This is a genomic window from Acinetobacter seifertii (assembly GCF_016064815.1).
Classification (GTDB): Bacteria; Pseudomonadota; Gammaproteobacteria; order Pseudomonadales; family Moraxellaceae; genus Acinetobacter; species Acinetobacter seifertii.
Genome location: NZ_CP065820.1, coordinates 2,617,619 through 2,644,119 on the forward strand (window position 1 = coordinate 2,617,619; position 26,501 = coordinate 2,644,119).

A 26,501-nucleotide genomic window follows, 5' to 3' on the forward strand; every position below is an offset into this window, starting at 1 on the left:
GAATTTACTAATTCACCGCAAACGGGCTGCGAGTCACTTTGATATCAACCGATGCTTTTGGTGTTTCCGCCTCAGCTTCTGGCTCAGCTGGAGCTTGCTTAGCTTCAACAGGTTTAGCTTGAACTACCTTAGGTTGAGCGATAGGTTTTTGCTGAGCTGGGTGTATGGGTTGAGTTGGCTTAGCCACAACTTGTTGCTTAGGTGCTACCCGTTCACCTGTTAACTGTGCATCAAAAGGTGAAACACGTTGCTGAGTTGTTGGACCCACATTTTTATGAGGAGCAGGTTTAAAAATACCACTCAGTTCATTTTCTTTAGGTTGTTCAAAACCATCATGGCTCATTGGATCAGTTTGTTCTTGCTGACCATTTGTAGCTTGCTCATGTGTAGAGGAGCTCGTCATTAATACTGGATCACGTTCTTGATCTTGAGTTGATTTATTCTCAACAATTGTAGGTTCTGACGAATACGGTTGAGACAAGAACAGGAACAGTGAGATGCTTACAAACACCCCTGCAATAATACCAATGATGATATAGATTACTGGTGATCTCGACTTTTTTTTATTCGATTGCAAAACTCGAATAGAAGTTGGTTTTTCCTGAGCCATTTCGTTCCATCATCAAGGTAAATAAATTGTAATATGTGCCTGCTCTTGTGGGGCAGAAATCACATTTTGATAGCTAGATAATGCTTTATCATTTTGATTATTGAGCATAAATCTTAGACCCGCGAAAGTAAGTAATGCAAAAATCAACAAGAAAATCAAAATCCAGAAAAAAGGTAATTCGCGATGAATAATATTTCGTATCTGATCGGGAATTGCCGAGAACGGCGAAAAAGCAACTTTTTTACCTTTTAAATAATCAATTTCGTCGCCTACTCGTGCAACCAAATGATTTAAGCTTTCGATAGACTCAATTCGATATTTACCCTGAAAACCTAATAATAGACAGTAATGAAATACTTCAAGAGCAGCTAAACGGTCTTTTCCACGGCTTCGCAATTGTTCTAATATTTCGAAGAACTGATAACCCGCCAATTGAGAACCAAATAAGCTCAATTGCAACGGGCTAATCAACCAAGCATTTTGCAAATTAAAATAGCTTGGGTCTTGTTGGGTCACGATTGTTTCATCAATCAATGCACAAAATGCATATTTAGCATCATGAATATCATCTGCTGAAAACTGCAACTTTTTAGCTTGTTGTTCAAATCTATTAAGCAAATCTAAAATCTTTTCACGAAACCGCTGTGGGTCAGCTGGCACATACTGATTTCGAATCAAAAAGATTAAATAAAAACCATCGTGCAATAAATCGATCAGATTAATTACCTGCAGTTTTGCTTGGGACTGACTATTGTTATTTCCCCCAGTCCCGATTTGCCCATCATCAAATAAAGAAGGAGCACCTGTAGATTGTGACATTTTTCTCTCCTTTATCTTTAAGCGTTCATGACCGCAATCAGCTCAATACTGATATCTTGGAAGCCAGCTGGAACGTAAATACAAATCGTCTCTGAATCTAGCATGCGCTGATAGAGTTCATGATGTGGTTCGATTTCGAAATAACTCACGCCAGAACGTACCGGAATAGCCGTTGGAACTTGAATTAAGTGGTGTAATGGAATGGCCGGCAATGCTGCAACAACACGCTGCTCAACATCCAGCGTACTACCAATTTTAAATCGTAGAGGTACAATCTGAATCAACTCGTGAGTCTGCATTGCACTACTTGATACGGCTATATAAAGTCTAGTGTCACGAGTAATCTTATCTGTCTCAAGACTTCCCACCCAATATGAAGGCCGGATTTCTTTAAGTGCAATACTGATATAACGACTAGAAATAATAGTGTCTAATAAATCACGCAAAATGGTGTCGAGCTGAGTAAAGCTTTCTTGCAAATTGTGATGTTTATATGCAGGTAACTGATCAACTTCATAAGCTGTCGAAAATGTTAATAATGAACCTGCTAAACGCAATAATTCAAAAAACAATCGTTCTGGATGAATTTGCGGATATTGTAAGAAATGGTTCAGACCAGCATGGGCAGTATTTAAAGCATTAACCAACCAAAACGAAACGATATCACCTGAACGGAATTCAATTAATTTCTGTTCATTTTCACGATTGTTGGTTTGAATGGTTTTAATTTTCGCCTTAATAACATTCAATGTTCTTTTTAAATTCGAAACCAATGTCTCAGATGCATCGACATGCAAAATAGGTGGAATAAATTTGCGATCAATTTCAAAAGCACCTGAACTCTGACGTTTGATTTTACCTATTGGCAAATAGAGGAAACCATCCAGATTATGATCAGGATTGCTGTTTGCATCTAATAATTTAAACACAGCTCGACGGCGTAACAAGCTGATATCTGCTTCTGTCGCATTTGTGAAAAGATCATGAGTCTCCACAAGATGCGATTGGTAACGTCCCTTCTGTGACTGGTTTTGATCAATTAAATTCTGTTTATTGGCTTGGAGTAGTGGTAATGCCAAATAAATGACCATCTCACCACGCAAATTAAGCTCATCAAGCAAAATTGGTTCAGGTAATAAGTCATAAGCCGGTGCTTGGTATATTTCACCGTCTTGCCAAATCATTTCTACCGACTCAAGCGCAAGAATATGTGTACTAAGCTGTGCTTCATCAAAACTAAGTTTTTGAACACCATATGAAAATGGCACAACAGCACGAACGGTGTGATTTAAGCGTTGTTCATGATAAGTATCTTGAATTTGGAAATGTTGAGGTCTTAAAAATAAACCTTCGCCCCACAGGACTTTTTCAGCTTTAAACATATGTCTTTACCAATCTTTATTCGTATTCATTTTTAGGCTGTACACCTAACATTTCCTGAACCATTTGTAATGGATTTTCATCTTTAATGACTTGTGCCAACCATTCATGTAATGGCATTTGACTCCATTTAATGGTCTTTTGAAGCATATAACTCACAGGACTATGTGGCTCATTGGCCTGAAAATAATCGGCTATTTCTTGTAGCACTTTCATTGCTTGCTCACGGTTAGCCAAGTGAGTTTGTGCTTGAGGCTGAAACATAGGCTGTTCTGATACGATTTGTTGTACAGGCACTTGATTTTCCATAGATGGAGTCGTGATAACAGCAGCCTGTTCTTGGGTTTGGGCAAGCCCAGTACCAAAAGCCTCTGCTTTATAAATCTTGCGTAAAGTGCTGTGAATTGTTTCAAATGCAGAATCAATTGCAGCAAAACTTGGTGAATCTAATCCCATTAAGTGATCAAGCGTCTGTTTTAAGACATTCCACTCAGTTAAAACTGAAGTAAATTCTTGATAATTTGAATATTGAAAGGTTTTAGACGTATTAAAGATCGCTTGATCAAATTGTTCCAATTCAGATGGGCCTGATTGGCTGTCATAATCTTCAGTTTGCTTACGACGAATGTTCTCGTGATATAGAAAATTATCGTAATCAAGCAAATTGTAATAAGGCACTGCGCTAGTTAAAGACACTTTCTTCAACAAACCAGGCAACTGATTAATTAAACCTTGTAATAAACCAATGCGTTGGTCCAAATCATCATCTTCAATAATCGGATGAATATCCTGCCAGTATTGGTTCAGCATGGTATGGGTTAATGTTAAACCCTTTACCATACCTTCAAAACCATTTAGATGAGTCCAGGCTTCTATTAACCATGTTAATAGACGGATATCTTTGGTTTTTTCTGTGAGCAAAGTGCTTACACTCTTTGCAACAAAATCCCAATCTGCCTGTTTCCGCTCAGCAACCCAATCCCCCTGATCTAATAGTAGATCATCCTCTGTTCTTGCTTTCTTTATTTCGTGAAATTCATTAGAAAATGAATAATCCTCACCACAAAGTAAGCTGTCATTAATGGGTTTAAGTAGTTCAGAAATATCAATACTCATCTAATTTTGGCTCTATTAATTTTAAACTTCTGATTTCAACTTTTTACTAGTCCGTTTTTTAGCGGGCTTCGCCACCGGATCTAATAAATATTGGATTTCATCATCTTTCGCATCAATCATGATCACTTTCGGCAATTTTTGATCTGCTAACGCCACTAAAATTTCAGTTGCCAAAGCAGGTAAAACTGTCGAATTTAAGATGTTATCGACATTACGGGCGCCACTATCCACTTCAGTACAACGGCTGAGTAGCAACTCGACCAAGTCATCTGAATATTGGACTTCTGTTCCATATTGTTTTTCAATTCGAGCGGTAATTTTGCCCAATTTATGTTTAATAATTCGAACCAATAAATCGTCATGCAACGGGAAATATGGCACAACTCTCATACGCCCTAAAAAGGCTGGTTTAAATTGTTTATATAAACTTGGTTTTAAATGTTCGATTAATTCTTCTGCTGTAGGCCACTCTTCAACAGGCTGATTTAAACACGCCTGCATAATTGCACTAGAACCTGCATTTGAAGTTAATAAAATTGTCGTGTTTTTAAAATCAATAACGCGACCTTCACCATCTTCTAAAGTACCTTTATCAAATACTTGGTAGAACAGCTCTTGTACATCACTATGTGCTTTTTCAATTTCGTCGAGTAGTACAACACTATAAGGATTACGACGTACTGCTTCGGTTAACACACCACCTTGACCATAGCCCACATATCCTGGAGGTGCACCTTTAAGTGAAGATACCGTATGCGCTTCTTGATATTCAGACATATTAATCGTGATTAAATGCTGTTCACCGCCATACAGCTCATTTGCTAAGGTGATTGCAGTTTCAGTTTTACCCACCCCGCTAGGTCCAACTAAAAGGAATACACCTTGAGGTTTATTTGGATCTTCTAATTTAGCTTTTGATGTTTTAATGCCCTGAACCAATTGTGTAAGTGCATAATCTTGGCCCATTACACGCTCGCCCAATTTGTCTTCAAGCGTTAAGATTTGCTTAATTTCATCATTTACCATTTTCCCAACAGGAATACCGGTCCAATCAGAAATAATTTCATTAATAATTTGAGAATTTACGCGCTCAAAAACTAATGGCTGTTGACCTTGAAGATCAGCAAGGTCTTTACGCATTAAATTAATCTGATCGTAGGCTTCAGACTCATTAGAATGGCTCTGCGCTTCTAATTCCTGAATTTTACGAACTAGCTCTAATTCTTTTTGCCATTGTTCCTGAGTCTCTTGAATCTCATTTTGTAAAGACTCTAAATGATTTTTCAGGTTCTCTAATCGTTCATGATGTATTGGAATCTGACGATGTTCATTTTCCAAAATCTGTTGCTCAAGCTTTAAGTTATGTTCTTGTGCCTTCAATTGATCAAGCTTGACTGGCTGGGCATTTTGAGTCAAAGCTACGCGTGCTGCCGCAGTGTCTAGAACACTCACTGCTTTATCCGGGAGTTGACGACCACTGATATAGCGATGAGAAGCATGTACAGCTGTGATAATTGCTTCATCGTCAATTTGTAAATTAAAGTGCTTTTGCATCACTGGAATCATTGCACGCAGCATATCAACAGCAACTTCTTCGGTCGGCTCTTCAACCTTTACGACCTGAAAACGGCGGCTTAAGGCAGCATCTTTTTCAAAATACTGTTTATATTCAGCCCATGTTGTTGCAGCAATCGTTCGTAGCTCACCACGTGCAAGAGCAGGTTTTAAAAGGTTAGCAGCATCATTTTGCCCTGCTTGGCCACCTGCACCAATAAGTGTGTGTGCTTCATCAATAAATAAAATAATAGGATGAGCCGAAGCCTGAACTTCTTGAATCACTTGTTTTAAACGGTTTTCAAACTCACCTTTAACACTTGCACCTGCTTGTAAAAGGCCCATATCTAAAACATGCAAATGTACATTTTTTAAAGCTTCAGGCACTAAACCTTGAGCAATTTTTAAAGCTAGCCCTTCAACTACAGCTGTTTTACCTACACCTGGTTCGCCAGTTAAGATCGGGTTGTTTTGACGTCTACGCATTAAAATATCGAGCATTAAACGAATTTCAAATTCGCGCCCAATAACAGGATCAATTCCACCATTCTTCGCTTTTTCAGTTAAATTAATCGTATATTGATCTAAAGCTGGTGTTTTTTGAGTTTTTACAGTTGGAGTAGCGACTTGTTCTAGCTCATCTTCTTCTTGTGAAGAGGTTTTAGTTTCTTCTTGTTGTTCTACGCTCTTTTCACAAATCTCAAGAAACTTATGTTTCATTGAATCTATAGGTAAAAGATCAAATAAACTCGAAGCTCTTGTTGCGATTTGATATAAATCTGGTGCAGTTAATAATGCAACCAATAAGTGACCACTACGAATGACAGGATTTTGTTCTGCTGAAGCCAGTAACCAAGCTTGCTCAAATAAACGCACAATTGATTTGGCAAAAATTGGAGTACGTGTATTCCCTTTTGGTAATTGAGAGATTGTCTCTTTTAAATCATCTGCCAAAGCATCAGCTGAGATTTTATATTTTTTTAATAAAATTTTTAAATCATTCTCTAAAGGCTGATTAAGTAGCTCTAAAAATAAATGTTCAATTTCAATTTCGTAGTTTTGCTGAAGAACACAAGCATTAGCTGATTTTTCTAAAGCAGTGCGCGCAACTGTAGAAAGTTTTGTAATTAAAATTTTTAAACTACTCATCATTACTCTCAATATTTTTAAATAATTTAATACTTAAAATCATAATGCCCGTATATTACCAAAATTTAGCTTTATCCGACAAATAACCTAGCATCATAATCATTAATATGATTTGTTCGATTTCTTACATCTATATAAAAAATCTAATATCATTAAGAACATTTAATTAGTACATATATCTTTTCAAGTTAATAGTTTAAGTGAAAAGATATATCCTCTGCTATCCTTGATTAACCAAACTTTGTTTCGGTAATAATTTACAACCACAAGATAATGAATCATTTACTCTTGCTGCTGATTTTCCCATGACCTGCATATTTGGATCTCCAGAAACAATCGTAGAAACCGTTTTATGCGCCAGACAAGTTGCTTTATCACCTACGCACGCAATTGCAATTCCATCTATTAAAAATGCACTATTACCAGAAATGACTTGCCCTCCACCTGTCGTTGGGCAACCAATCGTAATATAAGGGCTAGCCATATTCTTCTCCTTATGTTTATAAAACGGTGAACTCAATTCGACGGTTTTTCTTTCTTCCTTCTGGAGATGTATTATCCGCTATAGGTTTAGTCGAACCTAATCCTTCTGCAGACAAATGATCAGCAGGAATGTTTTTACTCACCAAATAATTTTTAACTGCTAATGCACGGTCTTGACTGAGTTTTAAGTTTTTAGTCGCATCTCCAGAACTATCGGTATGTCCTACAATTTTGACTTTTTTACCGCCAACTTTATTTAAAGCAACTGCCATTTCATCTAGAATTTTTTGGCCAGCATCTGTGAGCACGGCACTACCAGATTCAAATTCAATAATTCGATTTTTTAAAGCATCATCAATGACTTTCTGCTCTGCCTGATTTACAGAAAGCTGTGAAAATAATTGATATGGTGGCTGTACTAAACCTTGAAATATCTGAATAGTTGGCTGTATTTCTGTAGGATTTAGCATTTTTCCAGTCAGTTCAAATCGTGTGCCGTTAACACTTAACTTGCCTTGAGAAACTTTTTTAAGATCTGGTGTAATCACTCGCGTTACAGAGTCACTCCAGCCATTTGGAGCTGCTACTGGTCGAACTTGTATTTTATCTACCACTTGGTCTGCACCATAAACAGACTGCATTTTCATTAAAATGGCCTGTTTACTCGCTTCATTTGGCACGACACCTTCAACAACAATTGGCTGTGCTAAAGCATAATTTGCAATCGCATAAATAAAACAGCCTTTTATTAATTGTGAAAGTTTAATTTGATATTTTTGATTCATTGTTATTCACCCAAAAAAGTCTGTCTAAATAGTTTTAAACCTTGATTTAAACTTAATTGGCGTTGACATAAAGATTGTTCTAGCGTAGCTAAACCAGCATTTTGTTCCAAATAAGTATCAATCCATTGAGCTTCTATTAAAGAAACCCAATGTTTACTATCCATATTCTGAGTAAAAATATCGCTAAGAGCTAAAATATCCGCACCCTGAAAACCAAAGAATAATACTGGCTGCTCTCGATGTAACAATCCAATCAAGACTTCAGTATTATGTTGTTTTAAAAAACGACAAATGATACTGACCCAGAATGCTGCTATTTCATAACAATAAGCAGGATTATTAATCGGCAAAATCAGCACTTTATTTAAGCGACTGGTTCCATTTTGTAAAATTGGCTGCAGTAATAATCCCAGCCCAATCATACTTTGAGCTAATTCATAAATACTCAGCTTCATTAACTGAGCAAATGAATGCATTGTATGGTTTTCATAAAAACCAACACATTCACGTTCAGATAAGACTTGAATTTGATTTGGTAAATGATTGAGCTTACCAAATAACAAGTCAGAATCTTTAATACCCCTTAAAGCACGATTATTTTGAAATAAATCGACTAAAACATGCTTATAACTATAAGGTGCATATAATAAATTTTCGTAAGGTAAATCAATCTCAAGTAAATGACTGAGTACCATTGGAAAAGCTCGGCCTGAACTGTCTTCGCTCGCCAGTAAATTTGCAGCTAAAAACATATTCTCTTGTGGATTTGCAATAAAGAAGTCCAATGGAGGCAACGTACCATATGCCTCTTTGAACGCAGTCGATTGCATTGCATATTCCAGCGCTTCTGTAATCCACTGGTCAAGGACCTGTATTAAGGCATATTGACCCTTTGTTTTTAAGAAATCACCGCGTGCCGGACTTTTCCCATAATAAAGAGGAGTTGTTTTTAATGTATGCATTAGACCTCCTCCTTTAATGTTGAGGTTATTTTCCCTGTCATGGCTTAACTCCCGCAGCTGGTTGAGTTGCAGTAGGTTGTGTTAATGCAGCAACTGGATTTGCAGGTTTCGCAGGAGCAGCTGCCTGAGCTGGTGCTTGCTGCGCTGATACAACACGGGCAGCTTTATCAGCAGTAACTTTGTCAACCAATTGCATACCAGAGTAACCGCGACTTGAACCAATACTGCCTGAGTTACTACTAATAAGACGGAAGTTCATTTTCACAAACAATGATGGATCAGTCTTACTGCGCCAAAGCATTTCGAAACCACCGTTCTGCTCTTTACGCTGTGCACTATCAATCAAGCGGTTAATACCATATTCACCTGGTTCATCAAAAATCGTATGCGTTTGACCTTGTAAATCTACAGCCGTAATACGCGCACCAGGAATACTGCCTTGATTTGGCCAAATAAAGTTAACCCATTGCTGTACACCATTTTCATAAGTCATACGCTGACCATCAATATCAACGGTATATGAAAGCAATTGCGGGTTTTGAATTGGGTAGAACTGGAAGTTAGACTGATTTGTTGCCGGAGCCGCTGGTGCTTGACTATTTAATTCCCCAGTTGCCATACCATTTGTAGGTGCAACATAGCGTTGGAAATTCATCACAAATTGCGGATTTAAACTAATACCCAAATCTTTCCATGTTTTTGAAGTTAAGGTATAGCCACGACGAATAACAAATGGGTCTAAGCTCTCTTTAACAAAACGGGAAATACTACCGTTTTCACCAAGAATTTGACCAATTTCACTACTTGTTGCTTGTAAAGAAGCGGATGAGTTAAATGGATATTTCTTAGCAAGATTTGTAGTAAATGGCTGGTACGCTTGCATAACCCAAAGTTTATTAATTTCATCTTGGGTAGGCGTAATTAAACTTTCAAAGGCTTGTGTAAGAGGACTCACCACTAATTTTTGTAAAAGTTGCTGATCAATTTCACTGAAACCAACCGCCATTTTTTCATCTACAATTTTTTGAGTCTGATTAAATACCGATGTCTGCTCATTTAGGGTTTGCTTAACCAATGTCATTGCACTTGGTCCAACCTCACCCGCATTTTTAAGTTCATTAAACTTACTACGTACCAAAGCAAGATTCGTCATATATTCATCAAGTAAAGATTTACCTTGTTGATCATCACGCTTACGAACCAACTGATAGAACATTTGATATTCTTGAGAAATAGCACCTTGAGCATTAGTAGCTGCTTGATTTGCTAATTGTTTATCATCACGGTTTAAGACTTTACGTTTAAACCAAGCAACAAATCCTTTTTGAGGAGCAGCTAACTCCGCTTGAACAACTGGATTGTCCCAATTTGTTTCAATAGCTACACGTTCAATAAGAGTACGAATTGGCGAATTTTGTGGCTCACCTAATACATCAATATTTTTGACTTGCTGAGCAAATTGATTTGCTTTTGCATAGTGAATACCACTTAAGAATTTTCTCCATTCCGCAATATATTCTTGCTTATAAAGTGCTGTGAGCTGCTTTCTAATTTGCTCTGGGCTACCCGAGAAAGTTAAGTCATCAGATTGACGACTATTAAGCACCCAGTCTTTACTATCTGTAGGCTTATCTGCTGCTTCCTCAATGGCTTTTTCTACATAGTCATTCCAAGCTTTCTGAGTAAATACACCTGGTAAGGCATAACTGCCCAATACAACATTTTTATTCGCCTCACCAACAATTTGACTTACTGTCAAAGCTGGGAAGCGAACAGCTGCACGCATTTTAATTTCGTTATAAACGCGGTCACGTGCTGGCATACCTCTAATCACAGAGAGCAATACTTGACGTGTCTGATCAACTAATTGAGAGTCAGCATCCAAAATCGGGAATTGCTTGTCATTTGCTAATGTCATTGCATACGACAAGATCTGTTCAGCTTCCTGAATCATATCTGCACGTGGCATTTGCCCTTTATTGGCATCTAGCCAAGAACGCCAGAAACGTGTTACCTGATCACTTAAATGACTTGCATCCATATACTGTGGATTACTCATCATCAAATATGCTTTTAATGCATTATAAGCATCTTGAGGGTTGGTATCTGACGGCTCTAAATATTGCTGAGTTTGAGCAGTTTGCTTAATCTCAACGTTGGTATGATTTGCTTTTAAAGTTGCTTCATTATTTTTCACACGTTGCAAATACTGAGCAATATTTTGCTGAGTAGGTGTTAAAACAATTTGTTTAACGCCTTTTAAATATTCAGCTTTTAATTTTTCACGTAATTCATTGCCTTGATATAAACCAAAACTAAATTTTAGAGGTCTATTTTCATCAAACTCGTCTAATTGTTGTAGACGTCTTTGTAAAATAAGTAGGGCTTCCAATTGAGTCGACAACTGCTGACTTGAACCCTTCTCTAACTGAACGACTTTATTTAAATCAGCTTGAACTTCAGAAATAAGCTGTTGGTTATTGCGATACGACCAAACCCATACACCCAGAATAATTGAAACACCCGCTAAAGCACCGATAAATGCAATGTAACGTTGACGTTTTCTGCTTGTATTAACATGCTGTTTAACTAAATCTTTATCTTTTAAAATGACTTCTGAAAATAGGCCTTTTAAGAAATAACCATGGTTAGGTGTTGTTTTTAATTGATCTCTTACTTCATTTTGTGCAATTTGAGAAAGCTGAAATTCTTGTGCAATTTGCTCAGTCATTGGACTTTCTATTACACCTTCTTGCAAGGCACTTGTGAAATAGAAACCACGGAAAACTGGCTGGAACTGGTAAGGATTGTCTTCAAACAGTGTAGCAATAAAACTTTTGAGTGCAGGTTTTAATGTTTTAAATTCTAATGGGAAAGTCATCACACTCGGTGAGATATTTTGAGAGTGTCGACGGCTAAGGTGAGTCGAGCTTACCCCTTTTAAGCCGTCATAAAGAATAGTGTAGTGTTTCTCAAAAAGATCTACCGCATTATGAGAAGAATTTTGCTCATATGGTAATGTTGCACCCCATGCCTGATTATATTCTTGTACTTCATAGAATTCGAAAAACTCGGTAAAACCCGCAATCAAATCCATTTTTGAAAAGACTAAATAAACAGGCACTACAACTTCTAAACGCTCAGTTAAATCTTGAATACGAGCACGTAAATTTTTAGCGAGCTTCAATGAATGTTCAGGACTTTGGCTCACCAGTTCAGCAATACTTACAATAAGAATTAAGCCATTTACTGGAGCTTTAGAACGGTTTTTCTTTAATATATTTAAAAAACCTAACCACTCTGAATGATCTTCGCTATATACCGAATAACGACCAGCCGTATCTAATAAAATACCCTCTGTAGAAAAGAACCAGTCACAATTACGGGTACCACTTAAACCAGCCGAAACCATTTTTTGATGGGTTTCTTCAAAAGGAAACTTTAAACCAGAATTATAGATCGCAGAACTTTTACCAGCGGCTGGGTTACCAATAACCATATACCACGGCAATTCATATAGTGCCGCATTGCCCTTCTTATCGCCTAACTTTGACTTACGAATCAATTGAATAGATTCTTTCATTTGTTGGCTGATAAGTTGCAGTTCTTCTTTATCTTTATTTTTGCCGTACTCTGCTTGAGTATCTTTTTCAATCGCTTCAGCAAGCTCTTCACCTTGAACCGCATGCTTCTTGCGCTGAATTAGCCAATAAATTCCATAAACAATGAGCCCTAAAGCATATGCAGATGCTAAAGCCCAAAATATATGGCGAGGAATTGAAGTATAGGAAGACATCAATGCCACGAACAATGACAAGGCGATAATTGCTTTAGGATTCGTGATGTACTGCCACAAGTAGCCTAAAATTGTATGCATTCTATTCTCGTTCTAAGTTCAAAGTTTAAATTAACTATTCAACACCATCGCATCATCTTCTGAATTTTCAGTGACACTCTGCACAAAGGTATGTGCTGACACCGTATTTTCTCCAAAGACAAAAGGAACGATATGTTCAGGAAAATGCATACTGAGCATAAAGCCATAAATATCAACTAAATGCTGGGTATGCCCCAATGAAGATTTCACATAAATAAAGTGATGTGGTTCAACTGAAGTTTGTGTAAATTGCTGCTGCAAATGCTTCGCTGCTTTTATATCTGTCTGGTCTGAAACAATAAGTACATATGGCTCTTCCCCTGCGTACTGCGGTAATTCATTTAAGTTCAGCGTATTAAGAACTTTTGCTGTTTTTTCTTGACCAATCACAATTTTTAAATTTTTAGCGGGTTCAAGTCCTTCAATTTTTAAAGAGGGATCTGCAATAAGGCAGCTTGCCGCGAACTCCGCCGGAATATAGTCCTTAACCATCCAAGACTTTTCATCAATCAGGTCTTGATCTATTTCTGAATCAACAGCAAGCACGAGAAACACTTCATGCTCTTTCTTTTGAATACGTTTTAATAAATGAATAAATTCCTGATAAGCCACACGCTCTCCCAAAAAGTGATATTCGATATGAACTTTTTGGGAAATAATGCCAATTTCAGTAAAGAATTCTAAAATCAAATCATTACTTTGCTCATCATTCCATATATGCAATAAATCCTCTGGAAGAAGAATGTGTAAATTCAGTCGATTTAAACGATGTACTTCAACTACAGGTGTTTCTGTATCTTCATATTCAGAATTTGGATCAACCCATGCAGGATGCATGTGATATTCACGGATCTGATGAGATTCATAAAATAAAATTGAACGCTTTAAATGTTCAGCCAAGTGATATAAATTCTCTATATTTTGTTCTAATTGCTGTCTTATTAAAGACATGATCCGAACTTGTCTTGGTGAAGCTGCGTATTGAAAATCCTCTTCACTCGACTCAGCTAAATCTTTAATTCGATAAGATAGAAGAGGCAATCCATAAGAATTTAATAACTGATCATCAAGTTCTGGGCTTTTGAAATCTTGTATTTCTTCAATAATCGTTTCATTCTCACCTAACGCATGTATAGCGAAAGCAGAGTAAATATGAAAATCTAGCTGTTCTAAAGGCTTATCAGGTGTAGTCTGTTGTTTTTGACTATCATCATCTTGACTTTGATTTGCAGCTTTCTCTTTCTTTTCTTTATAACTTTTATAAGCGCTATAAATCAGCCAAGGCGATAAAATCGCCAGTGTAATGATTGCCGGTAACAAAAGAAAATAAAGGAAAAAATCCCCTTTATCAGGGTTATATTGAACATCACGCCAGTAGAAAATAATCAATCCACTAACAATTGTAAAAATAGCGATGAATGAGAGTAATATTTTTTTAATCATATTTGCTCTCCAATAAGGCTATAACATGTTTCATAGCTATGTGTGCTAGGCTTGCGAGATATTAAAAAAGCACCTTGCCCTAAGCCACTTTCTTGGCTTTGAGTTAGGCGAACAGGTTGTATTTCCGACTCATCCAGTATCAATCTTAAATCGATTGATAGAGTCGGACTGCACCATGTTTCTACGATTTTTTTGAGCTTTAAACTAAGCTCTTGATGAGGTAAAAACTTTAAATATTGCTGCCGCTTAAGCGGACCAATCTGAATCTCAATTTTTCCATCAATTTGTTGAATCGTTTCTCCACAAAACGTATTTATACCAAGTAAGCTAGGCTGGCTTCCGCCCAAAGTTGTTAACTGATCACTTGCCAACTTAAATGATTCTTGTATGAACTCTTTAATTGTAATTTCATGCTTAAATATACAACTCAACATTGTTTTCAAAGCATGAACGGTATTATTTTGCCCCTGCATTAAGCCTGAAAATTCGGCAAAATATTCATCTAAATCTTGTTGTTGATGCTGTGATCGGACATAACCATTTAAAGCATGCAGAATATCCAAATAATCATTTTTATTTTCTATTTCATATCGCACAGGCAAGTGATAAGTAATACTTGATTCTACATACTGACTCGTTAACTTATGATTAAATAAACTCAAAAACTCTTTAGTTTCGGCTCGTTGCTGCCGTGGAGCCTGCTTAATTTTATTTGTATAGGTATAAGGTAATGCACCTTGTATACCGGTAAGACCAACGATCAAGTTTGTTAAATGAACACGCTCATCTACTAATTCTAAACTTTCAATTTCAGTGGCTGGAAAGTTTAAGTTAAATGAAGTCTCAAACTTAAAATGATCAGTCCACGACGAAGAAGCATCATTAGCTGGGCTATGACGCAATAACCGTGTTGCTTGAATAAATTCAAAAGATTTAGGGCGTTGAAATAACTCAGCCGTTATAGAAGAGTCTTGCCACCAACGTTCTGACTGCATTGGTATAACTCCTGCTGAGATGAATAATCCTTAACCACCAAATCAACAAAACTATTAATTTGAACCTTTAAATTAAAAACACGACTTAATAGTTGACTAAAAATATATAAGCTATGCCCTCTAAACACTGATGAATCAATTTGTAATTCAGCTTTTACCCCTCTCACAAACATTGGAAATGGTTTGCCATCTACAAGTTTATGGGTAAGTGAAAATTCTAATTTTTTAATTGATTCAATAATTAAATAATTTTCTTTTGACTGCGGTAAGTTATATAAAGCCAACAGCTCTTTAACATGAGAAACAGCATCCCCTTTCATAAGCGCTAAGCTATTTAATGAAAGATGCGAAATCACACGCCATTGCTCACTTTGACCTTGTTCAAACTTATAAGGCTTTGTTGGTCGCTTTAAAACAATGGCACGTCTAGCCAAGCTACTGTCATTTAAATTTAATACGTTATTAGACTGACCCAGTGCTTCATGAGGCAAGTCACGGTTTGAACATAATAATTTGGTGCTAATAAAATCTGAACGTGTTGAAAATGGATTTAGATTTTTAGAAATAATGGAATAGCCCATTTCAACAAAATTAGACTGTAACTTTTGATAATTCACTGAGTAAAAAAAGCGAGCTGTATCATTATGATAATGGCTCATCGCAAAAAAAGGTAAAACAGGAACATAGCTTTCTTCCTGATTTGTTTTTTCACGCACCATATTCATCTCAAGTATTGAATATACTTGATAAAACTCAGGATGATGAGCATCTGTAACAAGTGGATATTCGAGTTGCTTATGAACTATTTTTTGAGGTTCTGCATATTTTTCAAATAAGTTGATTACTGGGGTAGTAAACAATTTAAAGTTTGCAATATTTAATTCAGAATAGTTTCTAACAACGGCTTGATCATTTAAATTTAATTTAAAATGAATTAAGAGCTCAAATTCGGATACTTGCTGAGGTATAGCCTTTAAAAAATCTAAATCGAGTTTAAGATAGCTAAACTTTTCTGGGAAACAAAAATATTCCATCAACAAACGATAAGCATGATGCGTATGTTGATCGAGAGGTAATAAACTTTCTTGTTCAGAAAAACCTATTAATTCGAATGGATTCTTACCCAACTCTACAATCGTTTGACCATGTTTAACCTCAAAACTGGTCCCTTTTTTGAAAATACTATCAAGTACTTGTAAAGGAAAATTAGAGATAGCATCTAAATAAATAGGAAGCTTCTCATGAATTAAGCATGCATGAGCACTATTAAAAATTTCAAATTTAAGGCTCAACGTTGCATTTTGGTTTAAGTGCATATGTGCACTAGGTGTAGTTTTAAAATCTAAACCACTTAAATGAATAGGTAGTAATTTAACATCTTGAGTTGTATTAAACTCACACTGTACCCCTTTGAAACTACGAGATTTCAAAACCGTATGATCAGGTACAAGATGAGGTTCTGTAAGCTGTTTAATTTTATTAATATCTTCAAAGCTAACAACTGAACAAGCAGGAAAATGACGCAAGTATTGAGGAAACATCACCTCAAATAAAGAACGAGTAAAAACATCATAACTGTCTGTAAGTTTTTTATCGATTCGAGCGGCAATCAGCGAAAAAGCCTGAATCAGACGTTCAATATGCGGGTCATCAATTTGCTCTTGATTTAAAGATAAGCGCTGAGCAATTTTTGGATATTTTTGGGCAAATTCTCTAGATTGCTGACCAAATTCTTGTAATTGTTTTTCATAAAACGGTAAAAGCTCTTCTATCACAACACACCCACTACGCTTAAGTTCTCGCTGAAATTACATACTGCTGCGTTGTTGGTTTTAACAATGCATCAAATACAACAGGTTCATATAGAGGGTGAATATTTAGATAAGCCTGAATACTTAAACATAATGCGCCCATATTATGTCCATCTAACAACATCTCTACCCGTATTTGTCTTAGCCGAGGTTCATGAGCTGCTATTGATTGCTCAATGGATTGACAGATTTTATCCCGATCCAGAGGATTGGCTGTAGAAAGCCCAACAAAATCAATAATCCCGAACTGAAGTATCGATTTTTTTACAAGCGGATAGTCATCAACCACATGATCTAACTTTGCTACCCGACTATTGAGCAAGTCTTCTAAATCGTTTGCGACTGATTCTCTTAATTGCTGAATAGAAAGACCTTTTGCATAATCTTCACTTTCTGGAATTAAGCGATCAAATAAAGTTGAACGAAATCCGTATGGATAAAGCCGATCTAAGTTCATTCGAATTCACAACAAAGCATATTTAGAGACAGCAGAGGCTAACTTTATGTCAGCCTCCACCAAATATTCACTTAAATAATTATGCAGCGTAAGAAGCTGTATTATTAGAAAGTGACCATTTCTTAGTAACAGCACCTTTAGCAGTACCGTTAATATCTTGTTGGTTATAAGTCCACTCAACAGCAGCATATTTCAAGCCAAATGCTTCTGTAGGAACGCCTTCTTCGTTAACAGTTGGAGTCACGCTAGAAACTAGAACGTGCTTCAATTTGATTTGTAAGTACTTGATACGTTTATCGCCATTTGCACGATAAAAGTCGATTTGTACTTCATCAAATGTATAACCAGCTGAACATGCTTCCCATAATTTCGGGCTAGTAGCATCTAAGTCTTTCACGAAAACCATGTCAGAATGTTCAACACGTTCAGCAGTGTGGCCACCTACGCTACTTGAAGTAGCAGATTTAGGTTGACGAATGTTATGAGACCAAGAGTTAACTTCTAACCAACCTTTGTGCTCAGAATCACGAGATTCTCCATCAACTTTGTATTTACCGCGAAACTCAACGTATATATCTTTCATTTAGAACTTTCCTATTTTTAATTTAAAGTTATTCTTTAGCTGACCTTGATTAATTTGAGGACTGAGGTAACTCAGTGACAAGTCGTAAAGAAACCGACAACTCATCCAGCTGGAAATGTGGTCGCAAGAAAACCACAGATTTGTAGTGACCTGGTTGAGCAGGATCTTCTACAACTTTTACAGACGCTTCACGTAATGGGTATTGAGCTTTTGCTTCTTGAGAAGCACCGTCATCAAGTAATACATACTGTGACAACCACTCATTTAAAAATGCTTCAACATTACCGGCAGAAGCAAAACTACCCACTTTATCTCGCATCATTGCTTTTAAGTAATGTGCAATACGTGAAACAGCCATGATGTACTGAATTTGACTTGATAAAGCCGAGTTTGCATTGGCAGTATCATTGTCATATTTTTTAGGTTTTTGAGTTGATTGCGCACCAAAGAAAGCTGCGTAATCTGTATTTTTACAATGTACTAACGGAATAAAGCCTAGATCGCTTAGCTCTTTCTCACGGCGATCTGTGATTGCAATTTCAGTTGGACACTTAAATACGACTTCACCATCTTGTGTTTTAAATGTATGGACTGGTAAACCTTCAACCAAACCACCACCTTCAACACCACGAATAGCAGCACACCAACCATGCATATCAAATGCATTTGTTAAACGTGTACCAAAAGCATAAGCTGCGTTCATCCACAAATATTCATTGTGGTTTTCACCAGAAACATCTTCAATAAAATTAAAGCCTTCTGTCGCAGTGCCTTCTTTTGGATGATATGGGAGACGACCTAGAACATGCGGCAACGTCAATGCAACATAACGTGAATCTTCACTGTCACGGAATGAACGCCATTGAACATATTCAGCCGTTTCAAAGATTTTTGAAACATCTCTAGGACGATCAATATCTGTAAATGACTCTAGGCCTAAAATACTTGGGCTAGCTGCTGAAACAAATGGCGCATGCGCTGCTGCTGCAACATGAGAAATTTGTTCTAGCAAATACATGTCAGATGGTGTGCGATCAAACTCAAAATCACCAATTAATGCTGAATATGGAGCACCACCAAAAGAGCCGTACTCTTCTTCATAAATTTTCTTAAATAAAGTGCTTTGATCAAAGTCTGTAGCACCCTGAAAATCTTTTACTAACTCTTTCTTTGTCGTATTTAACATACGAATTTTAATGAGCGGATTTGAAGGAGTTTCTTGGCAGAAGTAATAAAGACCACGCCACGTTGACTCAATTTTTTGAAATTGTTCATTGTGCATAATCTGACTTAACTGACTTGAAATCAGTGCATCAATTTCTGCAATACGCTTATCAATTGATAAAGTCATATTTTCAGAAACAGTAATGGTTCCAGCCATTACTTCTTTAGCAAGTTCACCAATTAGACTTTTAGCACGCGTATGCTCTTCGTCATTTCGTGCAATACGACTTTGCTCAACAATCGAATCTAAAAGATTAACTTCTTCATTTTCAACAAGTGGCATCGCTGCTGATTGAGTATTATTCATGATCAGCCTCCGCACTTAATTTACGAATTTGATCAGTATTTTTAAGAACTTCATCAAGCAAATCTTCTAAACGTTCACTGTTAGAAATTTTGTTTCTTAAATCAGTTAAACGTTCACGCGCTTCAACGAGTTTCTTTAATGGATCAACTTGTTGAACAACATTTTCTGGACGAAAATCTTCCATTGACTTAAATGTTAAATCAACTGCCATTCGCCCACCCTCTTCAGTTAGCGTATTATCTACCTGAAAAGCAGCTCTTGGAGACAACGACTCCATTACTTCATCGATATTGTCTAAATCTACATTAATAAATTTTTTATCTTTTAACTTTGTACGTTCAAGCTCAGATGCTGCGGAAAAGTCACCCATCACACCAACAACAAACGGGAGTTCTTTCGCTTCTTTTGCATCACCAATTTCAACATCGTAAGTAAGCTGAACACGAGGAGGTCGAATTCGTTGAAGCTTCTTTTGTACGCTTTCTCTTTTAGCCATAAGGTTCTATCCCAGATTATTTAGTTAAAGGGTCAAAAGGCGAACTTTTTGATTTACTAACACTCGCAACAGGCGCAGTTTTTGGTTTAACCGCAGGTGTTTTTACTGGCGTTACTGTATGTTTAGTTGTTGATCGAGAACTAGAAACTCGATTACGCACTACATTTTGTTTTCTATAACTTCTTTTTTCATTATCAGCCGAACTACCTTCCGAACTACTTTTAAAACTTGACGGATCAGGTGCTGGCATTGCCGTATGAATATTTTCAATTAACTGCTTTGCTGGAGGATATGTCACGTCATTTGTTAAATAACGCATTTCCTGTCCACGCATTTGTTGCAAAGAGTTATTTGCAACACTTACACCAGATAAAAACATTACATCTGTTAATAATGAACCACGAACGTTTTGGCTCTGCAATTGATTAGCTAAATTTAATGCTTTAACTGGTTGGTTGGTCTGATAAAACCGCATAGCTGCTTTAGCTAATAAATCATTCTTTTGAGTAGAATTATCTGTATCACATACTTGTTTAAAAAGGCTTAACAACTCTGGATCAGTTTGACCCTCGATTATAGGATTTTTCTTAATACAACTTTTCTTTAGTTTTATAGGCTCTAATTCTGCAGCTTGTGCACAAGATAAACCAACATAGTTACCAATTAAAAAAAGTATCAAAACACTTTGCTTTAACACAACTTTCATTCCTCTATCTTCTTATTTAATCAAGGTTTTATTGAAAAATTAACATTTTATAAATATTAAAAAATCAAGTTTAAACCTTATATTCAAAAAATTTGATCGCAGTTTATCATATAAACAAACATATTTTATATAAAAATCATATCGACTTAAACTAAAAGCAAATAGTTAAGATGCTTATAAAATATAGCTTAATAAAGTTTTTCTAACAAAAAAATAATATTGTTTATTTTTGTAAATAAAAATAAATAATTGATATTTATTATTTTTTTACAATATAAAAATTATTTAAAATTTATTGAATTATTAGCTTCTTATTGTATATGAAACATTTTCTTAAAAATATTTAATCTTAAATGACATTAAAGTTAATTCTGTTTGGTTAGTAACAAATCAGATCGAGTCACAAAGCACTACCCAATACATAAAATAATTGAAGTTGTCAAGACTAATCTGTCTACTTATTTTATGAAATAAAAAAAACATAACCTACTATCGCATAAAAGAATTTTCTGATGCATTTTTTATTATTGATATCAAAATTGAGATAGAAAAATCCATTCTAACTAAAGATAAATTTTTGCACTTTATATAATCTAAAATTTTAATTTATAAAGTTAATCTATATTTATAAAAACTTAATTTATTCTGGATTTTCTAATCCTAATCAACTTAATTTTAGTCAAAATATACTTGGTAAATGATACTGAATCTTAAGGATAGTCACGTTATGAGATTTATTTTTAAATAAACATTAATATATGTTAAAAATCTCAAAATAAACTCTTGAATACTTCTCACCCTTTTTAAGTCTATTCAACTTCCTTCCATCTCGCTCAGACTCTTTCACTGATTATCAAGTTAGCGTTGCGTTGCTTTATTTAAAGCATCTTTTTAGTCGAATGCCTCACAACTTTTTGGATACCACGTCAGTACAAGCACATCCTAGTGGTACAAGAAATAGCTTTTAAGTATTGCTCCATTTCGATGGAAAAGATTTTATAAAAAAAAGACAGAATTGTCTATTTATTTAAAATAACTTATCTTCTTCAACTTACATATTTTAGTTTACTTAAACGAAAGATGAGCCACCAAAAATTCTATCAAGGCACGTGTTTTGGCAGGCAAACTAGAGGCGTGAGGATAAAGTAATTGAATACTTTGTAACGGTAACGAAAAATCTGGAAATAACCGAATTAGGCGATTGTTTTGAATATCTTCATCAACTAACCATGCAGGACAAATTGCCACACCTAAAGATGAAAGAGCCATTTGATGAATAGCTGTTACCGAATTTGATTCATACTGAGTTCGAATAAAAGGTAATGCATATTGCTCCCCTAAACTGTTTTGCAAAATATATTGTGAATCTTGCCAATTTAATAAGGTGTGTCCAATCCAGGGGACATCTGCCAAATCGGATATATTTTCTACAGGATGGTTTTGTATAAATTGAGGGGTAGCGACAAGATAAATTGGATATTCCCCAATTTTCCGAGTTTTGAGAGATGAGTTTTTTAAATTTCCTAGCCGAATAACCAGATCTAATTTTTCAGTGACTAAATCATCGAGAGATGAATTAAACGAATACTGTAAGCGTAAATGTGGGTAAAGCCGACAAAACTCAGGAAGTAAAGGCAAAATGAAACGTTGGCCAAACTCATTGGTCGATGAAAACCGTAAAGTGCCTGTAATGCTTGTCCCTAAGTGTTGGCTTCGTTCAAATGCTTCATCAATCTGAAGTTGGATTTGTTTAAAATCCTCATAAAAATGCTGGCCAATTTCAGTTAATGCAATATTACGGGTATTGCGAATTAATAGGCTTGTATTTAGCTGCTTTTCTAATTGTTTTATATCAATACTCACCATTGATCGGCTTAAGCCTAAAATTTCAGCAGCCTTAGTAAAAGAGCCGGAATCAACGACTTGTAAAAAACTGGTAATTTGCTTGAGGTTTTTTTGCACAATTAAGCCAATTGTTTAAAATTATCAAACAATGATTTTACTTCGCTTGCATCGACAATAAAAGAGCTGGATCTTACCCTGCCTGCACGGAGGTAGGTATGTCTTATCGATATAAAATAGCAACAGTGTTTTTACTTGGGTTCTTTATTGATTGCATCAACATTTTTATGTCTGCAATTGCATTGCCTAATATTGCATCGTCATTTTCAGTTAGCCAATCGATGGTCGCTTGGGTAACAAATGCTTATATTCTCGGCCTCATTTTAATTATGCCCATGAGTTTATGGTTAGCCACCAAACTTGGGAATCAAAAGTTATTATGTTATTCAATGCTGTTATTCTCGATAAGCATTTGCTTTATTGGCTTTAGTGAATCGATTTATAGCTTAATTTTTTGGCGATTTATTCAAGGTGTAGCAGGAGGTTTATTAATTCCAGTAGGGCAAGCTCTCGTCTATGCATTCTTCCCGAACCAAGAACGCCAACGCATTTCTACATTAATTATGGCAATTGCATTGATTGCACCAGCTTTTTCACCTGCTATTGGTGGCGTAATTATTGATTCATTGAATTGGAGATGGGTATTCTTATCTAACGTTCCTTTTTCTTTACTGGCGGCAGCTCTGGCATGGTTATGGGTTAAAAAAACAGAGAATATGTCGAGTGAAAAACCAGACATAAAAGGCTTAGGTTTTTTTAATATAAGCCTGTTATGTTTGTTACTCTCCTTTTCATTCTATAGTGATTACCACAACGCCTCATTCGCTCTAACGAGTTTTCTACTTTCGGCCGGAATGCTTATTTTTTATATTCGACATGCGAAGAAAATTTCCCGTCCTGTTCTTAATCTTGAGTTATTAAAAAATAAAAATTTACGTCATGCATTTATTGTCTATTATGCCGTTCCGGGTATTTTTACAGGCGTAAATTTACTCAATATTTTTAATTTACAGCTTAACTTTGGCTTTAATGCAAAACAAACTGGTTTATTCATGTTGCTCTATGCAACTGGGGCGCTTGCAGCCATGATTAGTGGCGGCTTGCTCTATCAACGGTTAGGAAAAAAGTCTCTTCTTATTATTGGAATAACCCTACATAGCCTTGGCATATTTCTTTTGTTTTGTATTTCAAACACTAGCCCTTTGAGCTTTTTAGTAATTGCTTATTTATTGATGGGTATGGGCGGGGGCTTAAGTGCCAATATTGCCCAAATTAGCTCATTAATTGATTTTTCAGGCCAAGATTTATTACAAGGAAGTGTGCTCTGGAATATTAATCGACAGGTTTCATTTAGTGTCGGTACTGTCGTTCTCATTTCGATATATAACTTGATGTCTAGCTCAAGCGATCTGCTTCGCTATCAACATACTTTTTTAATTGCAGCTTTACTCTGCTTACTTTCACTCATTCCCATTTTAAAGGAGAAAACCCATGTCTAAACAAATGGATCAAGCCATTCAAAGTATCATTGATCTACATGTTTTAATAGAAAATGTATTTACAGGAAAAAATGCAGAGCAAAGTCTGAGCCCGCTTTTAGATAGCTTTGATCAGAATTTTAAGATGGTAACAGTTCAAGGTCAGAGTATTGGCTTAGCCGAAGTTAAAAACTTATTTAGTCAAAATATTGGAAAGAAACCCTCTTTAAAAATCGACATTATTAAGAGTACAACTTTATACGAATTTGAAAATTATTGTTGGGTGCAATATCAGGAACATCAGCAAACTGATGAAACCGAAACATTACGCACTTCGACGGCCTGCATTAAAGTAGAAGGTGAAAAGTGTTATTGGGTTTATTTGCATGAAACTTTAATTCCCTCATCTTCTTAACTCATCTAAAGCACCTTAAAGATGGCACCTATTTTGCTTAACAATATTACGTTTTATGAAAATCGTAATACTGATCAAAATGGGGAGCTCTCGATATGGGTTATGTTGCAAAGGAATTTACGCGAAAGAACAAGCTGATTCTCAGTATTTGTTCTTTCGTTATTCCAATATGTCTTTGGTGCGCAATCAGTTACTTACCTTTTGTTTGGCATCCTCAAGTACAAATCACAAGTTCAGGCAGTGTTCCTTACTTACAAGTAGGCAGTCGCGTTGATAAAAATGTGTTCTATCTCGAAGCACAAAATGCAGTCAATCGAAATTCTGCACCACCACAAGGTATTTTGGTTAATCCGATTTATTTACCAGCTCCCCATAAAGTCGCTAAGGCTTTGGTCACCGCCTTTACCACGCCACCAGAACAACCTGATTCGCCGTGGTTTCATCAAAGTTTATGGCACAGTATTAAACTGGTATTTTCAGCGTTTTTTATTTCCTCCCTGATTGGGATTCCACTGGGTATTTTGTGTGGTTTTTCTAAGCGTATATCCCTGTTAACAGAACCGTTTGTCGAATTTTTCCGTTACTTACCCGCTCCCGCCTTTGGTGCACTTGCAGTAGCAATTTTAGGGATTAATGACGCACCTAAAATTGCCATTATTGTGATTGGTACTCTCTTTCAGCAAATTCTAATTATTGCCAATACCACCCGAATGGTAGATCGAAGCTTAATTGAAGCTGGCTATACACTTGGTACCAATAAACTCAAAAGTTTATTTCATGTGGTGATTCCTGCGGCCTTACCTGATATTTACCGTGACTTACGTGTGTTACTGGGCTGGGCTTGGACCTATTTAATTGTTTCGGAGTTGATTGGTACGACCTCGGGTATTACGTGGTTTATTACCCAACAGGCACGCTATCAAAACTTTGACAATGTCTATGCGGCTATTTTGATTATTGGAGTAATTGGTCTGGTCTGTGATTGGGTATTAATGAAATTAGGTGAGCGGATGTTCACTTGGAAAGTAGGAGCAAAATAATGAACGATTCAACATTTAACGCACATGAATACTTTCAAAAAATTTATGAACGTCCTGTTATTTTAGAAGCTAAACAACTGAGCCAAGTGTTTAAGCATGGTCAAAGTGAACGTACTGTTTTAAATAAGCTCGATTTAAAAATTCATAAAAGAGAATTTATTTGTGTGATTGGCCCTTCTGGCTGCGGTAAATCGACATTAAGCCGTGTTATTGCAGGTTTAGACCCATACCATAGCGGAGAAGTTTTAGTAGACGGCGAATGCATTACGGGACCTTGTCCTGAACGCGGCATGGTATTTCAGGGCTATACCCTTTTCCCGTGGAAAACTGTAAAAGAAAACGTGATGTTTGGTCCGCAAATGCGCGGCGCTAGTCAAATGACAGCCGAAGCTCAAGCACGTGAATGGATCAATATTATTGGTTTGGAAAAATATGAAAATCAGTATCCGCACCAACTTTCTGGCGGTATGAAACAGCGCGTTGCGATTGCTAGAGCTTTGGTTAATCAACCTAAAATTTTACTCATGGACGAACCTTTTGGTGCACTCGACCCGCATACCCGTCAAAAAATGCAAAAGCACTTGATGGATTTATGGCAAAACATTGATATCACCATTATTTTTGTGACCCATGACATGGATGAAGCCATTTTACTGGCAGACCGAATTGTGGCACTCAAAGCCAACCCTGGTGAAATTAAGGAAATTATTGAAGTTAATTTGCCACGTCCACGCTCACTCGACTTAATGAGCACACCTGAGTTTAAACAGCTTCGTTCACGGGTAGATTATTTAGTTCATGCTGAAGAAGATGAGCTTGACCCAGCTTTACAAGATTTACCAAAAATACCGCGTATGACTCAGGTCAGTTCAGAAAAATAAGAAAGACATTAAAAAGCCCAAGTTAAAC

The 26,501-nt window shown here is 36.3% G+C and carries 22 protein-coding genes; 4 read left to right on the forward strand and 18 right to left on the reverse strand.

The window, feature by feature from the left end; genetic code table 11:
• Positions 1-7 precede the first annotated feature (7 nt).
• The 18 genes from I8T81_RS12145 to I8T81_RS12230 form a co-directional block, all read right to left on the reverse strand.
• Entirely contained in the window at positions 8-610 is a 603-nt protein-coding gene (locus I8T81_RS12145; protein ID WP_198071305.1) for a hypothetical protein, read from the reverse strand.
• Positions 611-622: 12 nt separating this feature from the next.
• Positions 623-1,429, reverse strand: coding sequence for a type IVB secretion system protein IcmH/DotU (gene icmH, locus I8T81_RS12150; protein ID WP_198071306.1), 807 nt, complete (start codon positions 1,427-1,429; stop codon positions 623-625).
• 17 nt (positions 1,430-1,446) lie between these two features.
• Entirely contained in the window at positions 1,447-2,811 is a 1,365-nt protein-coding gene (tssK, locus tag I8T81_RS12155; RefSeq protein WP_004702450.1) for a type VI secretion system baseplate subunit TssK, read from the reverse strand.
• A 16-nt stretch (positions 2,812-2,827) separates the two neighbouring features.
• The gene (gene tssA / locus I8T81_RS12160; RefSeq protein ID WP_198071307.1) at positions 2,828-3,925 is read right to left on the reverse strand and encodes a type VI secretion system protein TssA; all 1,098 of its coding nucleotides are present in this window, start codon (positions 3,923-3,925) and stop codon (positions 2,828-2,830) included.
• A gap of 21 nt (positions 3,926-3,946) precedes the next feature.
• The gene (tssH, locus tag I8T81_RS12165; protein ID WP_198071308.1) at positions 3,947-6,631 is read right to left on the reverse strand and encodes a type VI secretion system ATPase TssH; all 2,685 of its coding nucleotides are present in this window, start codon (positions 6,629-6,631) and stop codon (positions 3,947-3,949) included.
• Positions 6,632-6,848: 217 nt separating this feature from the next.
• Complete coding sequence (locus I8T81_RS12170) at positions 6,849-7,112, reverse strand: PAAR domain-containing protein (RefSeq protein WP_198071309.1); 264 nt, start codon at positions 7,110-7,112, stop codon at positions 6,849-6,851.
• Between the two features lie 16 nt (positions 7,113-7,128).
• A complete protein-coding gene (locus I8T81_RS12175; RefSeq protein WP_198071310.1) occupies positions 7,129-7,896 on the reverse strand; it encodes an OmpA family protein in 768 nt (255 codons plus the stop codon).
• A 2-nt stretch (positions 7,897-7,898) separates the two neighbouring features.
• The gene (gene tagF, locus I8T81_RS12180; RefSeq protein ID WP_198071311.1) at positions 7,899-8,858 is read right to left on the reverse strand and encodes a type VI secretion system-associated protein TagF; all 960 of its coding nucleotides are present in this window, start codon (positions 8,856-8,858) and stop codon (positions 7,899-7,901) included.
• Between the two features lie 37 nt (positions 8,859-8,895).
• Positions 8,896-12,735, reverse strand: coding sequence for a type VI secretion system membrane subunit TssM (gene tssM, locus I8T81_RS12185; protein WP_198071312.1), 3,840 nt, complete (start codon positions 12,733-12,735; stop codon positions 8,896-8,898).
• Between the two features lie 30 nt (positions 12,736-12,765).
• Complete coding sequence (locus tag I8T81_RS12190) at positions 12,766-14,178, reverse strand: hypothetical protein (protein WP_198071313.1); 1,413 nt, start codon at positions 14,176-14,178, stop codon at positions 12,766-12,768.
• Positions 14,175-15,173 (reverse strand): type VI secretion system baseplate subunit TssG, encoded by a 999-nt coding sequence (gene tssG, locus I8T81_RS12195; RefSeq protein WP_198071314.1) that lies wholly within the window; start codon positions 15,171-15,173, stop codon positions 14,175-14,177. Before tssG ends, I8T81_RS12190 begins: the two co-directional genes overlap by 4 nt.
• Positions 15,137-16,948, reverse strand: coding sequence for a type VI secretion system baseplate subunit TssF (gene tssF / locus I8T81_RS12200; RefSeq protein WP_198071315.1), 1,812 nt, complete (start codon positions 16,946-16,948; stop codon positions 15,137-15,139). The genes tssG and tssF overlap by 37 nt, the downstream gene beginning before the upstream one ends.
• Before the next feature lie 16 nt (positions 16,949-16,964).
• Positions 16,965-17,441: a type VI secretion system baseplate subunit TssE gene (gene tssE, locus I8T81_RS12205; RefSeq protein WP_039255167.1), complete on the reverse strand. Its 477-nt coding sequence runs from the start codon at positions 17,439-17,441 to the stop codon at positions 16,965-16,967.
• A gap of 79 nt (positions 17,442-17,520) precedes the next feature.
• Complete coding sequence (locus I8T81_RS12210; protein WP_000653195.1) at positions 17,521-18,024, reverse strand: Hcp family type VI secretion system effector; 504 nt, start codon at positions 18,022-18,024, stop codon at positions 17,521-17,523.
• Positions 18,025-18,073: 49 nt separating this feature from the next.
• Positions 18,074-19,555 (reverse strand): type VI secretion system contractile sheath large subunit, encoded by a 1,482-nt coding sequence (gene tssC / locus I8T81_RS12215; RefSeq protein WP_004702469.1) that lies wholly within the window; start codon positions 19,553-19,555, stop codon positions 18,074-18,076.
• Positions 19,548-20,051 (reverse strand): type VI secretion system contractile sheath small subunit, encoded by a 504-nt coding sequence (gene tssB, locus I8T81_RS12220; protein WP_004702470.1) that lies wholly within the window; start codon positions 20,049-20,051, stop codon positions 19,548-19,550. Before tssB ends, tssC begins: the two co-directional genes overlap by 8 nt.
• A gap of 16 nt (positions 20,052-20,067) precedes the next feature.
• On the reverse strand, positions 20,068-20,757 hold the full coding sequence (locus tag I8T81_RS12225; RefSeq protein WP_100191550.1) for a hypothetical protein: 690 nt from the start codon (positions 20,755-20,757) through the stop codon (positions 20,068-20,070).
• Between the two features lie 1,065 nt (positions 20,758-21,822).
• Complete coding sequence (locus I8T81_RS12230) at positions 21,823-22,719, reverse strand: LysR family transcriptional regulator (RefSeq protein ID WP_198071316.1); 897 nt, start codon at positions 22,717-22,719, stop codon at positions 21,823-21,825.
• Between the two features lie 98 nt (positions 22,720-22,817).
• Here I8T81_RS12230 and I8T81_RS12235 point away from each other — a divergent pair, with 98 nt between their 5' ends.
• The 4 genes from I8T81_RS12235 to I8T81_RS12250 all read left to right on the forward strand — a co-directional run bounded on the left by I8T81_RS12235 (position 22,818) and on the right by I8T81_RS12250 (position 26,473).
• On the forward strand, positions 22,818-24,158 hold the full coding sequence (locus I8T81_RS12235; RefSeq protein ID WP_198071317.1) for an MFS transporter: 1,341 nt from the start codon (positions 22,818-22,820) through the stop codon (positions 24,156-24,158).
• On the forward strand, positions 24,151-24,552 hold the full coding sequence (locus tag I8T81_RS12240) for a hypothetical protein (protein ID WP_198071318.1): 402 nt from the start codon (positions 24,151-24,153) through the stop codon (positions 24,550-24,552). Before I8T81_RS12235 ends, I8T81_RS12240 begins: the two co-directional genes overlap by 8 nt.
• A 95-nt stretch (positions 24,553-24,647) precedes the next feature.
• Complete coding sequence (locus I8T81_RS12245; protein ID WP_198071319.1) at positions 24,648-25,592, forward strand: ABC transporter permease; 945 nt, start codon at positions 24,648-24,650, stop codon at positions 25,590-25,592.
• On the forward strand, positions 25,592-26,473 hold the full coding sequence (locus I8T81_RS12250; RefSeq protein WP_198071320.1) for an ABC transporter ATP-binding protein: 882 nt from the start codon (positions 25,592-25,594) through the stop codon (positions 26,471-26,473). The genes I8T81_RS12245 and I8T81_RS12250 overlap by 1 nt, the downstream gene beginning before the upstream one ends.
• Positions 26,474-26,501: the final 28 nt, after the last annotated feature.

What these genes read in the sequence shown, in the direction of transcription:
- I8T81_RS12145 (WP_198071305.1), bottom strand. Translation starts at nt 610, where the DNA reads ATGGCTCAGGAAAAACCAACTTCTATTCGAGTTTTGCAATCGAATAAA.
- icmH (WP_198071306.1), bottom strand. Translation starts at nt 1,429, where the DNA reads ATGTCACAATCTACAGGTGCTCCTTCTTTATTTGATGATGGGCAAATC.
- tssK (WP_004702450.1), bottom strand. Translation starts at nt 2,811, where the DNA reads ATGTTTAAAGCTGAAAAAGTCCTGTGGGGCGAAGGTTTATTTTTAAGA.
- tssA (WP_198071307.1), bottom strand. Translation starts at nt 3,925, where the DNA reads ATGAGTATTGATATTTCTGAACTACTTAAACCCATTAATGACAGCTTA.
- tssH (WP_198071308.1), bottom strand. Translation starts at nt 6,631, where the DNA reads ATGATGAGTAGTTTAAAAATTTTAATTACAAAACTTTCTACAGTTGCG.
- I8T81_RS12170 (WP_198071309.1), bottom strand. Translation starts at nt 7,112, where the DNA reads ATGGCTAGCCCTTATATTACGATTGGTTGCCCAACGACAGGTGGAGGG.
- I8T81_RS12175 (WP_198071310.1), bottom strand. Translation starts at nt 7,896, where the DNA reads ATGAATCAAAAATATCAAATTAAACTTTCACAATTAATAAAAGGCTGT.
- tagF (WP_198071311.1), bottom strand. Translation starts at nt 8,858, where the DNA reads ATGCATACATTAAAAACAACTCCTCTTTATTATGGGAAAAGTCCGGCA.
- tssM (WP_198071312.1), bottom strand. Translation starts at nt 12,735, where the DNA reads ATGCATACAATTTTAGGCTACTTGTGGCAGTACATCACGAATCCTAAA.
- I8T81_RS12190 (WP_198071313.1), bottom strand. Translation starts at nt 14,178, where the DNA reads ATGATTAAAAAAATATTACTCTCATTCATCGCTATTTTTACAATTGTT.
- tssG (WP_198071314.1), bottom strand. Translation starts at nt 15,173, where the DNA reads ATGCAGTCAGAACGTTGGTGGCAAGACTCTTCTATAACGGCTGAGTTA.
- tssE (WP_039255167.1), bottom strand. Translation starts at nt 17,441, where the DNA reads ATGAACTTAGATCGGCTTTATCCATACGGATTTCGTTCAACTTTATTT.
- I8T81_RS12210 (WP_000653195.1), bottom strand. Translation starts at nt 18,024, where the DNA reads ATGAAAGATATATACGTTGAGTTTCGCGGTAAATACAAAGTTGATGGA.
- tssC (WP_004702469.1), bottom strand. Translation starts at nt 19,555, where the DNA reads ATGAATAATACTCAATCAGCAGCGATGCCACTTGTTGAAAATGAAGAA.
- tssB (WP_004702470.1), bottom strand. Translation starts at nt 20,051, where the DNA reads ATGGCTAAAAGAGAAAGCGTACAAAAGAAGCTTCAACGAATTCGACCT.
- I8T81_RS12225 (WP_100191550.1), bottom strand. Translation starts at nt 20,757, where the DNA reads ATGAAAGTTGTGTTAAAGCAAAGTGTTTTGATACTTTTTTTAATTGGT.
- I8T81_RS12235 (WP_198071317.1), top strand. Translation starts at nt 22,818, where the DNA reads ATGTCTTATCGATATAAAATAGCAACAGTGTTTTTACTTGGGTTCTTT.
- I8T81_RS12240 (WP_198071318.1), top strand. Translation starts at nt 24,151, where the DNA reads ATGTCTAAACAAATGGATCAAGCCATTCAAAGTATCATTGATCTACAT.
- I8T81_RS12245 (WP_198071319.1), top strand. Translation starts at nt 24,648, where the DNA reads ATGGGTTATGTTGCAAAGGAATTTACGCGAAAGAACAAGCTGATTCTC.
- I8T81_RS12250 (WP_198071320.1), top strand. Translation starts at nt 25,592, where the DNA reads ATGAACGATTCAACATTTAACGCACATGAATACTTTCAAAAAATTTAT.